Annotated in this window: 15 protein-coding genes; 7 read left to right on the forward strand and 8 right to left on the reverse strand. The window is 28.5% G+C overall.

Features of this window, described 5'->3' with window-relative positions:
• Positions 1 to 103: 103 nt before the first annotated feature.
• The 4 genes from OCU47_RS19240 to OCU47_RS19260 form a co-directional block, all read right to left on the reverse strand.
• Positions 104 to 1,276 (reverse strand): peptidoglycan-binding protein, encoded by a 1,173-nt coding sequence (locus OCU47_RS19240; RefSeq protein ID WP_261830185.1) that lies wholly within the window; start codon positions 1,274 to 1,276, stop codon positions 104 to 106.
• A 652-nt stretch (positions 1,277 to 1,928) separates the two neighbouring features.
• Positions 1,929 to 3,788 (reverse strand): ABC transporter ATP-binding protein, encoded by a 1,860-nt coding sequence (locus tag OCU47_RS19250; RefSeq protein WP_376778048.1) that lies wholly within the window; start codon positions 3,786 to 3,788, stop codon positions 1,929 to 1,931.
• Between the two features lie 168 nt (positions 3,789 to 3,956).
• Positions 3,957 to 4,151 carry a hypothetical protein gene (locus OCU47_RS19255; protein WP_261830187.1) on the reverse strand — a complete coding sequence of 65 codons (195 nt, stop codon included), beginning with the start codon at positions 4,149 to 4,151 and terminating at the stop codon, positions 3,957 to 3,959.
• A 71-nt stretch (positions 4,152 to 4,222) separates the two neighbouring features.
• On the reverse strand, positions 4,223 to 5,779 hold the full coding sequence (locus OCU47_RS19260; RefSeq protein WP_261830188.1) for a radical SAM protein: 1,557 nt from the start codon (positions 5,777 to 5,779) through the stop codon (positions 4,223 to 4,225).
• A gap of 391 nt (positions 5,780 to 6,170) precedes the next feature.
• Between OCU47_RS19260 and OCU47_RS19265 the strand changes: the two genes are divergently transcribed.
• Positions 6,171 to 6,593: a hemerythrin domain-containing protein gene (locus OCU47_RS19265; protein ID WP_261830189.1), complete on the forward strand. Its 423-nt coding sequence runs from the start codon at positions 6,171 to 6,173 to the stop codon at positions 6,591 to 6,593.
• A 75-nt stretch (positions 6,594 to 6,668) separates the two neighbouring features.
• Here OCU47_RS19265 and OCU47_RS19270 read toward each other — a convergent pair whose 3' ends face one another.
• On the reverse strand, positions 6,669 to 7,355 hold the full coding sequence (locus tag OCU47_RS19270; protein ID WP_261830190.1) for a DUF4386 domain-containing protein: 687 nt from the start codon (positions 7,353 to 7,355) through the stop codon (positions 6,669 to 6,671).
• A gap of 65 nt (positions 7,356 to 7,420) precedes the next feature.
• Positions 7,421 to 7,876, reverse strand: coding sequence for a MarR family winged helix-turn-helix transcriptional regulator (locus tag OCU47_RS19275; RefSeq protein WP_261830191.1), 456 nt, complete (start codon positions 7,874 to 7,876; stop codon positions 7,421 to 7,423).
• Between the two features lie 308 nt (positions 7,877 to 8,184).
• Here OCU47_RS19275 and OCU47_RS19280 point away from each other — a divergent pair, with 308 nt between their 5' ends.
• Positions 8,185 to 8,862, forward strand: coding sequence for a DUF5680 domain-containing protein (locus OCU47_RS19280; protein WP_261830192.1), 678 nt, complete (start codon positions 8,185 to 8,187; stop codon positions 8,860 to 8,862).
• Positions 8,863 to 8,933: 71 nt separating this feature from the next.
• Positions 8,934 to 9,827, forward strand: coding sequence for a DUF4261 domain-containing protein (locus tag OCU47_RS19285; RefSeq protein ID WP_261830193.1), 894 nt, complete (start codon positions 8,934 to 8,936; stop codon positions 9,825 to 9,827).
• A gap of 110 nt (positions 9,828 to 9,937) precedes the next feature.
• Here the strand turns inward: OCU47_RS19285 and OCU47_RS19290 are convergent, their stop codons facing one another.
• Together OCU47_RS19290 and OCU47_RS19295 are read right to left on the reverse strand one after the other, a co-directional pair.
• Positions 9,938 to 11,053 carry a sensor histidine kinase gene (locus OCU47_RS19290; protein ID WP_261830194.1) on the reverse strand — a complete coding sequence of 372 codons (1,116 nt, stop codon included), beginning with the start codon at positions 11,051 to 11,053 and terminating at the stop codon, positions 9,938 to 9,940.
• 561 nt (positions 11,054 to 11,614) lie between these two features.
• Complete coding sequence (locus OCU47_RS19295) at positions 11,615 to 12,277, reverse strand: hypothetical protein (protein ID WP_376778063.1); 663 nt, start codon at positions 12,275 to 12,277, stop codon at positions 11,615 to 11,617.
• A 95-nt stretch (positions 12,278 to 12,372) separates the two neighbouring features.
• On the opposite strand from OCU47_RS19295, the gene OCU47_RS19300 reads away from it, so the two are divergent.
• The 4 genes from OCU47_RS19300 to OCU47_RS19315 all read left to right on the forward strand — a co-directional run bounded on the left by OCU47_RS19300 (position 12,373) and on the right by OCU47_RS19315 (position 14,114).
• Entirely contained in the window at positions 12,373 to 12,675 is a 303-nt protein-coding gene (locus tag OCU47_RS19300; protein WP_261830196.1) for a zinc ribbon domain-containing protein, read from the forward strand.
• A gap of 297 nt (positions 12,676 to 12,972) precedes the next feature.
• Positions 12,973 to 13,242 carry a CD3324 family protein gene (locus OCU47_RS19305; RefSeq protein WP_261830197.1) on the forward strand — a complete coding sequence of 90 codons (270 nt, stop codon included), beginning with the start codon at positions 12,973 to 12,975 and terminating at the stop codon, positions 13,240 to 13,242.
• A 131-nt stretch (positions 13,243 to 13,373) separates the two neighbouring features.
• Positions 13,374 to 13,721: a hypothetical protein gene (locus tag OCU47_RS19310; protein WP_261830198.1), complete on the forward strand. Its 348-nt coding sequence runs from the start codon at positions 13,374 to 13,376 to the stop codon at positions 13,719 to 13,721.
• 54 nt (positions 13,722 to 13,775) lie between these two features.
• Complete coding sequence (locus tag OCU47_RS19315) at positions 13,776 to 14,114, forward strand: hypothetical protein (protein WP_261830199.1); 339 nt, start codon at positions 13,776 to 13,778, stop codon at positions 14,112 to 14,114.
• The last annotated feature ends 41 nt before the right edge of the window (positions 14,115 to 14,155 follow it).

Here is a 14,155-nt window from a genome sequence, read left to right on the forward strand (position 1 = left end):
CTGATTTAAATGATTATTTGTTAAATAACTTATAGAATAATTTGAATGTAAGAATAAAATTTAAAGTGAAAGAGAACACCCGATGATGAGTGTTCTCTTAAGTTTAGTTATTTAAAGCTCTCCATGTAGCAGGGCCTACTATACCATCTTGATCTAGACCATTATTTGCTTGAAATCTAATAACAGCATTGTAGGTACCGTCACCAAAGATTCCATCTGCGCCAGAAGTACCACAACTATATCCTTTAGCTATAAGGGCTTTTTGCAAAGCAACTACACCATCCCCTCTATCTCCTTTTCTTAATAGGGTTGAACCATCACCAGATGTGTTACTTAAAGCATTCCAAGTTTGTGGCCCTACAATACCATCTTGATCTAAACCATGGTCAGCTTGAAATTTAATAACAGCGTTGTAGGTACCTTGCCCAAAGTCTCCGTCTGCACCAGAAGCACCGCAGCTATATCCTCTTGCAATAAGAGCTTTCTGCAATTTCACAACATCTGCCCCAGTGCTTCCTTTTCTTAATACAGGGGTTCCACCTGCGGTTGTGTTATTCAAAGCATTCCAAGTTTTTGGGCCCACAATACCATCTTGTTCCAAACCATGGTCAGCTTGAAATCTAATAACAGCATTGTAAGTAGCTTGCCCAAAGTCTCCATCTGCCCCAGAAGCACCACAATTATATCCTTTAGATATTAATATAGTTTGTAGATTACGTACAGCTTCTCCTTGGCTTCCAAGTCTTAATAAAGTGACTGGATTTGGATCAGGGGTTGGACTAGGACTAGGATTAGTATTAGAACCTGACCAGATACCATATCCAAGTATATAACTATCAGTTAAGTTATAGGTATTAGATCGTATTGCATCGCGAGAATTTCCTTCAATGGTTGTTACAATTTTTGAAGAAGAATTATATTGAATAACTATTCCAGTGTGACAAGCCACTCCGTCTTGTTGAAAAAATATAACATCTCCTTGTTCAGGTTCATATCCAGATGTTCTTCTTCTGTATCTTCCCCAGTTTTCATAGGCATTTACCCCATAAGGGCAATAAGCATATTTAGGTACTACAGTGCCTAATATTCCAGCTTGATTTGCACACCATGACACAAACATAGCACACCATGGTTGCCCATTTAGACCATACCATGCACCATATTTAGTCATATTATCTCCGTTATGCTCAGTAAAGCCTGTTGCAAGTTCTTGTTTAGCAACATTTATAAAGTTACTAATTTCATTTGTTAAAGTAAAAATTGTTGAAGTTTCCATTGTTATTACATCTCCTTTGAAATTTAATTTTCATAAATATAAAGATTAAAGATTATTGATTTGTAAACTCAAAAATAAAATTTTTTTGGGATTAAGGTTAAATTAAGGTACTCTGAATAATAACTTAAGGTAGTAACTTTAGAATAAAAGCATAAGGTAAATGAAATTGAAAGGGGATAACAGTAATTATTTGGAGTCATATCTTAAGTGAGATAGAACTAATAGCAGATGAAGTAGGGATAATAAAAAAAGGTAAATTATTATATCAAGGAACTATAGAAGATTTAAGAAGAAGCTTAGTTATATAAGTCAGTATAATCCATATTCTTTTGTATCATTATCAGATGGATTAATACCAATAAATTTAACTTTGATGATATTAATATCAATTTTATTAACTGTAAGTGGATTGATATTTACAGTTTCCTATATTAATAATCTATATAACTATGGTAATGGGAAGAATAGAAAATCTAAATAACGGATGGAAGCAACTTTTGGCCATAAGTAAGGAAATAGTTGAACTTGATAATGGAAAAATAGAAGTTTTAAGTAAAGTCTCACGGCGGATAAGCATATTATTAAAGTTTAAAAATGGTTAATTAAAAGGAGAATCTTGCAATTAAGATTCTCCTTTTAATATATTTTAATGTTAAGTTACTGCTTTATCTATGTCAGTAAATGCTTCAGCTTGCATTTTGTATAATCTAGAGTATAACCCGTTGTTGAGCATTAAATCTGGATGGGTACCACTCTCAGTAATTTGCCCATTTTCTAAGACATATATTATATCTGCCATTTTTACAGTTGAAAATCTATGAGATATTAGAACACTGGTTGAAGTCCCTATTAATTCTTTAAAGTTATTGAAAATTTCATATTCAGCTTCAGCATCTAGGGAGGCAGTTGGTTCATCCAAAATTAAAATTGACGAATCACTCATAAAGGCCCTGGAAATAGCTAATTTTTGCCATTGACCTAGAGATAAATCAATACCATTTGACCACATTTTTTGTAATTGGGTATCGAATTTATTCTCTAATTTGTCGATAAATTCGTAAGAATTTGACTTCGTAGCGCACTTTTTTATAAGGTCAATGTCGTTGATTTTATCTAGGTTTCCAAATCCAATATTATCTTTTATAGAAAAAGGGTATTTCATAAAGTCTTGAAAAATTACACTTATATTTTTATATAATGAATCGAGGGTATACTTTTTTATATCAATTCCGTTGATATATATTTCACCTTCAGTAGGGTCATATAACCTTGTAAGAAGCTTAGTTAAAGTAGTCTTTCCACTTCCGTTAAGACCAACGATAGCACAAGTTTGATTATTCTTTATAGTAAGATTTATATTTTTTAGAATGTAGGTTTTGGAACTAGGATACTTAAAAGATACATTTTTGAATTCAATACTAGCAAATCCTTTGTTATCCAATTCAATTGAATTATCAGTATCTGCTATTTGAGCTTTTAAATCAACTACATCAAAGAAATTATCCATATATAAGTTATTTGAATATAATGATGCCATGTTATCTAAGGTACTCCTAATGGAATTTTCAACGCTGGTAAGGGATTGAATGTACATATTCATAGAACCTATGGTTAAGCCCTTTGCTATTGTAAGGATAACAACATAAAACTTATAGCAATACGATATAATTGTGCTTAATATATCTACTATAGCTAACCGTATAAATTGCTTTTTCCCAACATCCTTATCTTGATTTAAGTGTTTCCTTAAGATTGATATGATAATACTTCTAAAATATCCTTCTAATCTATTTAAGCGCAATTCTTTAATACTGTTGCAATTAGTAGCAATAAATTTTAAGTGATGAGCAAATCTTACTTCTTCAATTCTTTTATTATATACATCATACTTCATTTGAGAAATTTTTATATTTACAAAAAACATAGGTATTGTGGTTAGTACGCATAAAATTAATATTAAAGGGTTCAATGTAAGGACAATTGCTGCAGTACCTATAAGGGTAGCAATGCTTTGAATAAATTGCATAAGACTATTAGTTACAGAGAGTATGCTTGATATGGATTCAGCACTCGCCTTTTCAATTTTATTGTAAAACTCACTGTTTTCAAAATATGAAAGATCTAGTTCATTAGTTTTTTTCATAAGAATATCTGATATATATATATTTAATGATTTTGATTGAATATCGGCAAAGTATGAATTTAGTCTGTTTAGAATATATGAAAATATTACAACAGTGAACTCTAATATTAACCAAAAGAAGGCATGCTTTTTTGCTTCATAAGTATTACTATTAGTTAAAACAATTGTAATACTATCAAGAAAGTATTTTGAAATTATTGTTGTCACTGAGACCATAACTCCATTTAATATTGTATTAATTAAAGAAAAAATACATATAAACGGTGAACTTTTCCATACAATTTTTAAGGCTCTGCATATCTTTATAGCTATTTCAGTTACTTTGTTGACTTTTATCAAAATATAATTATTTTTTAGCACTTTCAACATACCTTTCAAGTTGATTTATGAAGTCTATTTAGTATATGTACAAATTTCCTACAAAGCTAAATAAGCAATGTAGGAAATTTTAAATGATTGCGTTATTTGAAGTAATATAGATATAAATTTGTTGTACCTATACTTCAAATCAAAGATCCATATACGTATATTGGCAAATTAACGGTTGCTAGAAATTGCGTAATTTGCATCATGATTTGCTGTCCCATATGAGCATTGGCATGCACATGGTGTTGCATGATAGTAAGTTCCCATGTATGGACTGTTATGAGTTGCATCTGAAGAACAGATACATCTGCAGTTTTCACCATAAGAATTTACTGTTATTCCTCCAGCTGGTTTTATTACTCTCATATTTTTCTCCTCCCTTTTTATTTAATTTTATGTTAATGTTTAACATAAGCGTTAGTGAAGCTTGTACATCTCTAAATCATTACTGCATCATTCAAATATTCTAGCTTTTTTTCATTAATTTCTAGACATTCATGATAAAGAGATAAATTTTCTAATAAAAGTTGGCGTACACCATCACAATTTGATAATTTCTTTTCTATATCAAATTTACCATCTGTATAACAAGAAGAATAGCATATACTACACAAACGTGCTGCCCAACAGTTTCCGCATTTGCTTATTGATTTATGAGCATATTCCTCTACTAGATTATTTTTAATCTTTTCCTTGTCAATACCAGTGAATACATTCCCTATTATTGGAGAACCAGCGATTCTCTCACAAACAAGAAAATCCCCATTTACAGTAATATATAATTTTCGTGATCCAGGGATACAACATCCATTTAATGGATATCCTAAAGATGGATCATCTAGAATAGGTCTTTTTTGCAATATAACAAAAGAATCTTCAATTATTTTTTTTGTGAAAAAGTTGATATCTGTATTATTTTTAATAGTATCTAGGTACAATGTTTTTGACCAATCTCCTAAAGCATTATTTTGTTGTTCTTCTTCAGTCAACACTATATCTTTAGGTAAGGTTCCAGGAGAAGGATAAGTTATTAATTTATTAATCTCCTTTGGTAACCAATCTAAGCTGTTGAAAAATTCCTGCATTTCAATTAGTTTTTCAGAAGTAAATGGAGGAGTAAAAACCATACTAAGTGATAATTGGGTTTTTGCTTTTTCTCCAAAAGCTAAAACTAAATATTTCAACCCCCTAATAGCATCATTGAAAGTACCATTTCCATTGATATATTTCCTGTAGCTATCATGGATGTCTTTTGGACCGTCTATACTACATACAACACTTAAATTCTCTATGGAAGCTAAAAATTCTGCAATTTCTTTGGTCATTAATGTACCGTTGGTTGTCATTGAGAATGATAGTTTTTTATCTATAATAGTTTTTTGTGAATATTCAATACAATATTTTAATAAATCAAAGTTTACTAAAGGTTCTCCACCATAGAATGATACAGAGATTCCTTTTTCAGAATCCCCATGACTATTTGCGTAATCTATAGCAGCTATAGCAACTTCTTTTGACATGTTTTTAGTACCGTGGTTTCTTTTCTCATCGTAATCATCATTATAGATGCAATATCTGCATCTTAAATTGCACTTTTCAGTAAGTTCTAAAACAACTTGTCTAAATTTATTATCAAGCATATTATCTAGGTTTTCGAAATGTGAAGGGGAATAAAATTTAGGTTCTTTTTGAGATTTTAAAATATTTTCATTTTCAATTGATGCTTTCACATTTTCAAGAGCTTGAAAAAATTGGTTTTCATTAAATTTTTCTTTGAGTTCAACAAGAGTATCAACATTATTTTTCATAATGCTATCTAGTATGTAGTACTCTATTTCGTTACAATCCATAACTTTGTTAGTACCAGTATCATAAATATAATAAGATGAACTTGTTTTGAATAATTTCCCTAAAGGGTTGAATTCATTACAAATAATTTTAAAATAATCAATATAATCACTTAATTTATCATATATAACCTTAGTGCAATTCATTAGATTACCTCCAATTGAAAAAATATTATTTAATAATCATATTTTGTAACTTTACCTTATTATAAAATTATTGACTTAATATGTAAACTATTTTATAAAACGTTTACAAATAGTTAATATTTTGTTGGTTTATTACATTTCGATATTAAACGGTTAAGTTTAGAAAAGTTACGAAACAAAGTTGTATTGTATTTGATCTGGTGAATTTTAATAAGATTTTGATTTAAATCACAGTAAGTTAAATTCTATAGGGATATAATTAATTCATAAAGAGAGTAGGAAAATGAAATTAATAGCAGTTAATAAAAAAGTTATAGTTTAGTAACTAAAGTTACATGAAATTCTTTTGCTTAATGTTAAGCTATTATTATAAAAAATAGGGGTGTATAAAATGATTAATATTGATAATTTTTTAAGACAACACAAGGATATTATGGAAGAAGTAAATCAAATTGATAAAATAGTAAATAAATCTGATTATGAAAATAATTTAGATGAATTTGTTTTTCACATAAACAATCTAGCTGGAAAATTAAAAATTCATTTAAGTTCAGAAGATAAATATTTATATCCTAACCTAGTTGATGCAGAAGATAGTGGTTTAAGAAGTATGGCAAAGTACTATATAGATGAAATGGGCAGTATTGCGGATACTTTTACTAATTATAAAAATGAATTTAATACCAAGAGCAAGATTAATGGCAAGCTTAATTCTTTTGTATCTGAAACAAGACAGATAATTAGTCAAATAAAGAAGAGAATATCAAAGGAAGAAGCTGAATTATATAAGTTAATTGTTGAAAAAGGAATATAAACATATAAGCAGTCTATGTTATAGTTATTGTGTTGCAATGAGTATAGCATAGACTTTTTATTAATAAAGTCTGAATTAAATAATTATGAGTTTTATTCCAGTAAAGATGAGTAATATCATTAAAAGTTTCATAGATATCTTATTTATCTTATTGCAATAGTTAATACCTAGCCATTCTAAGGGGCCAGAAGCAATACCAATACCACACACAATATAGCCGATACCAATTATTGATGGTACGATTGTAGAGCCTATCATTGCAATCCCAGTTATGCTAATCCATATACCCATGCATAGAAAGCCCATTGATTCTCCTATTGAATTTCCACAGTATACATGAAATGATTCGAATATTATTTCAATAGTTTTCTTTAGCTTAGGATCATCATCTATATTAATATATTTATTTGATAAGGTATCAGCTAAGAATACCCATCTCATAAGCCCTAGAACATAAAAAATACCTGAAGCTATGCCAAAGGCAGATCCAATTATTAAGTATGGTGTATTGTCTCTATTTAGGAGCTTATAAAATATTGAGGATAATGGAACTAGCATTAATGAACTTAATGCAAAGCAAGTCCAAAAGAATTTTAATTTATGTCCTCCTTCATGATATTTATTTAGTATTGAATCACAAGAAGATCTTAGTATTTGAGGGTAATTAAATACTTTGGTGATACCGATTTGGCTAACAGTAAATCCTAAAGCAACTAGAATAATAAAAATTCCTGAAATTTTGTGAAAAATCATCATATTCATGATGAGTACCTCCTATTATTTATAGTAAATTAGGTGTTTAGTTACTAAACACAAGGATAAAAAAATTATTTTTTTGTTTCTAAAAAGTTATCCAATAAATCAAGCATATTAAAACAAGCAGTTATATTTTCATTTGATAGGTGACTCAATGTTTTACTTATTTCAGTATAAAAATCTTTATGATATTTTTCATGGCCATTATATACTGCAAGACCTCTTTCAGTTAGTTTTAAAGAAACTTCATTTTCAGTATTAGAAGCTGCATTTTTTATTACCATATCTTTTTTTATCAATTTATCTACCATTTGTGAAACAGCACCTTTAGTAATTCCTAAATATTGAGCTAATTCAGTAACATTAATTTCATTATTTTTTCCTATAGCATCAATTGTATGAACTTCAGCTCTATATAATAAATCAGAAGTTCCATAATATCTAGGCTTCTTTTCTGATTTGTTATATTTATTCATTACTTTTTCAAATTTTTTTATCATTAGTTCAGTAGTATATTCAATAGACATTTCTTTCTCCTCCTGTGTTTAGTAACTAAACATTAATTAGAGTATATGATTTAATCAAAAATATGTCAATACACCATATGAAAAAATTGTAAAGTCAATTGGATTCTTTTAACATCAATTGATAAAATAGAAGATAAGAATTAATTATTGCGTAGGCAGAAGGTGTTTATGGATATGAATAAAGATATAGATGTTAGAAAAGATAATAAAAAAATAATTTTTGCAACTATAAGTTGTCAAAGTTGTTATATCTAATTGGTAGAGTAGAGGAAATAGTACCAGTATACTAATTTTAGAGGTGATTAGAAATGAGTTTTCAAGAACAACTGCAAACATTAAGAAAATCAAAGGGATTATCACAAGAGAAGTTAGCTGAGGTTTTGGGTATATCAAGACAAGCTGTGGCCAAGTGGGAAGTTGGGCAATCTTACCCTGATATAGCTAGACTAATTGCAATAAGTGATTTTTTTAAAGTGAGCATAGATAAGCTAGTTAATGATTATGAAGAAAATTGCAGGTTAAACATAGAGGAATCTAAGATCAGTTATATAAACGAGGATGTCATAGATTTTCTATGCAGAGCTAAAAAAGCCACATATGCTGGAAAGGGGGCAGAAACAAAGCCATCTAGGCCTAATTCTCATGATTTGGAGTATTCAGAAGGTGAACTTAGATACTATGACACATACCTTGGAGGAGAAAAGTTTGCAGGAGAGGAGGCAGTGTGGAAAGGGGATATTCCATTTTGGACAATGAATTATATTGGGAGAATCCTGGGGGAAGGATTCTCTGGGGATTTTCTAAAAGAAGCTCTAAGGGAAGTATCTAGAGACTTCCCTTATCGAGGGCCAGTAATGTATGAGAACGGACAGTATAAGTACCATTGCATTGTTCATGGAGATTTTAATTGGTTTCAAGGCTATGAGGAAATTTATTTGGGTAATAACAAGATTTATGAATGTTTTTTCCATGGAGGATCAATTTAAATAAAATAAATTGCTTAACAATAGTTAAGTGGTAAAATTAAATATAGAAAGATTTATCATGGAGGGATGAGATGTTTGGTTTATTTAAGAAAAAGCATAAGCAGCAAGTTGAGTTAGAACAAAATATAGATATTTTGCCAGAAGAAGAAAAGATAGAAGACGAGAAGGTCTTTGCGTTATATTTGTTATTTCACAAATCATTTGTAGTAGATAAGGAAGCTGTTATTAAAACAATAAGTGAGATTGATAATTCAAAGGTTAATATTGATTTTGAATACGACTTAGATGGAAAAGACGCACTATTATGTAATGTAAAAATAAATGATGATCTTTTTCAGTTAGTAGGATTAGATGCTCCATTACCAGAAGAAATATATAATTATACAGTTAATTGTGCTTATGGGAATGAAGTAGAATTAAAGAGAATGAGAGATCATAAGTATCATATTATTGCTTTTTATAAAGGAAATAGCAAAGATCAAATGCATATTTTTAATGCTTACTCTAAATTGGCATATGGCTTTTTACAATATGATCTATTAGGTATGGCAAATCCATACAGTTGGAATTCTATAATTCCTTCGCTGATAAAGGAAATGGTAGAAGATGATGAGGCTAAAGAATTAATCTCTATACCAGCTATGATGGTATGGAGAAGTTTTGTGAAGGTTCCTTATAATGATGGAGTATGGTTTGTGACAAAAGGTAATAACTTGTATGATATTTATGAATACGCTTATTATGGAACTATTGAAGAAACAGGAGAGGTATATAATTTATTTGAAAATATATTTAATTATGTATATGAATCAAAAGCTGAAATATTAGCTGGACATACCATGGAGATGGAAGGTGATATATATATGAAATTTAGAAATGTATATGAACTTGAGAACATATTAAATGGAGACGGAATAGGGACCTTAGTAATCGAGAAAATTTCTAAGAATGAAATTAATAGATAATTTTAAATGAAATGTATTATAGGGGTATGATTATATACCTCTTTTTTATTGTGTAGAAATTAAAAAAATCAACCTTTTTAGCAAATAAGTGAACTAGAAGTTATCTTAGTTCACTGGTAAATGTCTGAAAATTCTATATTTATTTTTTTAATATAATCATCTTCCATGTTAGTTGAATTTAGAGTTTGTTGGCTATTGGAGATGATTGTATCGGGAAGTGAAACTATAAATTCGCTGCCTTCACCAAGCTTGCTGTTTACATTAATACTGCCCTTGTGCATCTCAACTAGGGATTTAACTAGCGATAATCCTATACCACTCCCTTCATGATTTTTAGGCAATGCGTTATCTACTTGAATAAATCTATCAAAGATTGAATTTAACATATCATTTGGGATTCCTATACCGGTATCCTTTACAGAAATACAAACATTATTATCTTTCAGATAAATAGACACAAAAATTTCTCCAGCTTTATCTGTGAATTTTATTGCATTTGATAAAAGATTTAAAATAACTCTTTCAATTTGATTTGGATCGAATGCAATAATTTTTTCTTCTATTTCTGTATCAAAAACAAGAGATATTCCTTTATCTTCTACAAAAGCTGCTACGGACATAGTTATATCTTCAACCACTTGTATAATATCTGCATTAATTAATTTAACTTCAAAATTAAGAGCATCAATCTTAGTGATATCAATAAGGTTTCCAATTAATCTGGTTAATCTATATGAATTTTGTTTAATCATTTTAAGATACTTACTAAGGTTATCATTATTACATTGATTTTGTTTAAGTGAAAAATCAATAATTTGTTCAGCACAGAAGATAACATTTATTGGAGTTTTTAATTCGTGAGATATATTGGCGAAAAAGTCTGTTCTTAGCTTTTCGTATTCTTTCAATTTAACATTTATTTTTTCTAATTCTTGTTTACTTTGTAATATTTTTTTCTTATGAATAAATTCCTTTAAGAAATTTAAAAAATTTATTTTTGAAATTATATAAGATAGAATAACAACAATACTTGCATTGATAATGTGAGTATATAGCAAGTTTTCATTATTAACAGTAAAAACCAAACTTACAATAAGAATAATTAAAGAACTTGAGTATGTAAGGAAGGCTTCAACAGGTTTTAAGTATAAATAAACTGAAGTTGCTAGAACACAAACAATATAACCTGTAATCTGACCACTAATATATGCATTATTCAACCCCATAAATACTCCCCAATATAGTATAAGATTTAAAAATGAAGAATAGAAGAATTTAGGGTTAAGGGAAGTAAATCTCTTATTTTCCTGGAGGTTTAACAGTACAAGCCAAAGTATTATTAAAAGAGATATAATAATATGAGAATAGTATAAGTATACGTATGAAGGTGCTTTTACTCGCATAGACTTATAAATTGTCAAATCTACTATTATAAAAATTATATTTAATAGTAACAATATATTAACCATTCTTTTGCATCGGTCATTATTAATAGATATTCTAAGAGAATCAAAGTTATCGTAATATTGATTTGTGTCAATATGTGGATACCTCAATGATAAGTATTTATATAATTTTGACAATTAAACCACCTCATTAGAAAAAAATATAGTTTATGGATATTATAGCATTTACTACATAAAATGAACACTAAATTTAAAAAAAGTAAAATAAATTTTAATTAATTAGTATAATTAATTAAAATTTATTATAAAAACAGAAGAGATATATGTAAATTTTATACAAGTATCTCTTCTGCTTTTATTGTACATTAACAAAGAAAAATGCTAAATTTCTACATTTTCTATATCTTTTTTTTCCATATTAATTCTTCTACAATCCAATGGATTAAGGTTAATATGGTGAATAATTTGATCATCACTAGGCTGCATAAGCATTTTGTCTAAAAAGATTCTACCATTAGGAGTGTTAGCTACAACGTGAATATTACTATGAGTTTTATATTCTACCCAACTAAAATCATCGGTAATTACACGATTTAGATCTTCCTTTGATATTAAAGCTTTAGATGAAATGTTTCCAAGCTTATCTCTTAAAAGTATGGCAACAGTATTTTCATCTAAAATTTCATAATCATTCTTAATGTTTCTTTCAACTATTTTTAGATTGTTTTTTCTATTATCTAAGGTATCTCCGTTAATGTGCTTAATAGGTGTTTTAGGATTGGTATCTAAAATAATGCTTTGTAGACTTTGTTTAAGTGGTTTAGATTTTTTATTCATCTTAGTTGAACTAATGCTTTGAACTAGATAATTATTGAAGTCTTTATTCCACTCAGCAAACCAAGTTCCTGTTTTTTTAACTTTATCCAAATCATCAACGTCTATTTTGGCTATAAGTTCAGATCCATTCTTTTTAAGAATTGTAATTAAGGCTACATCTCCTTCAATTTTATATTTGTTTTCTACGTTTTTATAATTAGTATTTATAAAAAACACCTCTTTTACTATATTTGTTTAACTTCAAGTATAACAGAGAAAGACATAAAATAATATAATTAATGTTTGTTTTTTCAGCATTGTTAATGAAAACAGTAAAATGGTATAATTATCAAAAAGGTGTAGGAAGTGATAAAAAGATGCTTTGGGGATGGGGAGAAGAAACTAATAAGGATTTAGGACCAATTTTTCAACATGAGTGTGATTATTGCGGTAGTACAGGAACTTGGAATTTATATATTAAGAGAAGGTGGATTTCAATATACTTTATTCCTGTTATACCATATAAAAAGATATATTGTGCTATTTGCCCTAATTGTAATAGTTACATAAAGTTTTCAAAACAAGAATTTAAACAAATGAAGCTTGATATAAAATCTCGTGTTTAATATAGTCTACAATTGGACAAAAGGTATATACATATTTAAAAATTTACACATATATAAATTGATAAAACATGTATTATTTGGTATTATCTAAGAAGAGATTTATTGGAGGTGTAGGTAAATGAAATATCTACTAATGGAATTTGAACAACTTAAAGTACTCTGTGCAAAGCCTGTAAATATGGTGTATGGTGACAATTTGCACAGAGATAATAGATAAAGTCACCTTTAGAGATTATAATCATATTGTGCAGGCTTTGCCTCTTAAATTTAAAAGATAAATTTAAGGAGCTGAGGGTTGTGAAATATGTAAAGGTTGAGACAGTTTTACCAGATAATTTAATTAAAGAAATTCAGAAGTATATTCAAGGTGAGTATATATACATTCCATCTCAAGCAGAAAAAAAGAAGAGATGGGGAGAGAACTCTGGAAGTCGTAGTTATATACAAGGTAGAAATGAAGAAATAAGAAATAAGCATTCTAATGGATTTAAGATAAAGGATTTAGCAGAAGAATTCTTCCTTTCTATAGATAGTATAAAGAAAATTGTGTATACAAAGGATAAGTAAAAATAGGCTATCACTCAAATAGTACAGAGTGGTAGCTTTTCTGCATAGAGTACAATGGATGAGGAATGTATGTAAAATATAGTAGTGTTATTGATGAGTTTAAGTTAATAATTTAGAATGGGAGATATAGAATGGAAATCATTTTTTTATTTTTATTAGGAGTGTTCCTACTGTTTATTATTGTGTATTGTGCAACTAAGTTAGCAGTTAAACAATTACTGGAGAATTCCAAGGAAAGGGAGATTCGATATAAACAAGAGCTTGATTTGATGAAACTCAAAGATTTTGATGTATTAAGCAATGCTGAACTTGAAGAGGTAATGGAATTATATGAAAAGAGAGGCCTTGAAGTAGGACATTATGAAAAGTATACAAAATATTCAAATGTATTAAAAGATCTAAAAGAAATAGGATATTTAAATGATGAGGAGTATTTGGTTAGAAAAATGAAACTTAAAGAGTATTTCAAAATTAATTAAATAAGAGAAGTTTTCGGTTGACGTTTGATTAAAGAGAAAAGGGTGAAGAATTGTATGGACCTAGCTGAATTTATACTAATAATTATTATCATATTTATTATTAATTATTGTGCAACTATGAAAGCAATTAATCCTTTATTGGATTATGTAGATAATAACATAAAGCATAAAAAGGAATGTGACTTAGTAAAGCTACGAGATTTAAAGATTTTAGATGACAATGAGCTTGAAGATGTAATTAAGTTAGTTAAAAAAAGGAATGAAGAAAGAGAGCAGTATGAAAGTTATAACAAATGTTTAGAGACATTGGAAGGAATCAAAGATGTTGGGTATTTTACAGAAGAACAATATCTTTGTAGATTACAAAAATTAAAAGAACATTTTAAAATCTAATGATGCCTAGGAAATTCACTATGACATTAGTAGTGAATATA

Origin of the sequence: Clostridium sp. TW13 (genome assembly GCF_024345225.1) — a bacterium.
GTDB lineage: Bacteria > Bacillota > Clostridia > Clostridiales > Clostridiaceae > Inconstantimicrobium > Inconstantimicrobium mannanitabidum.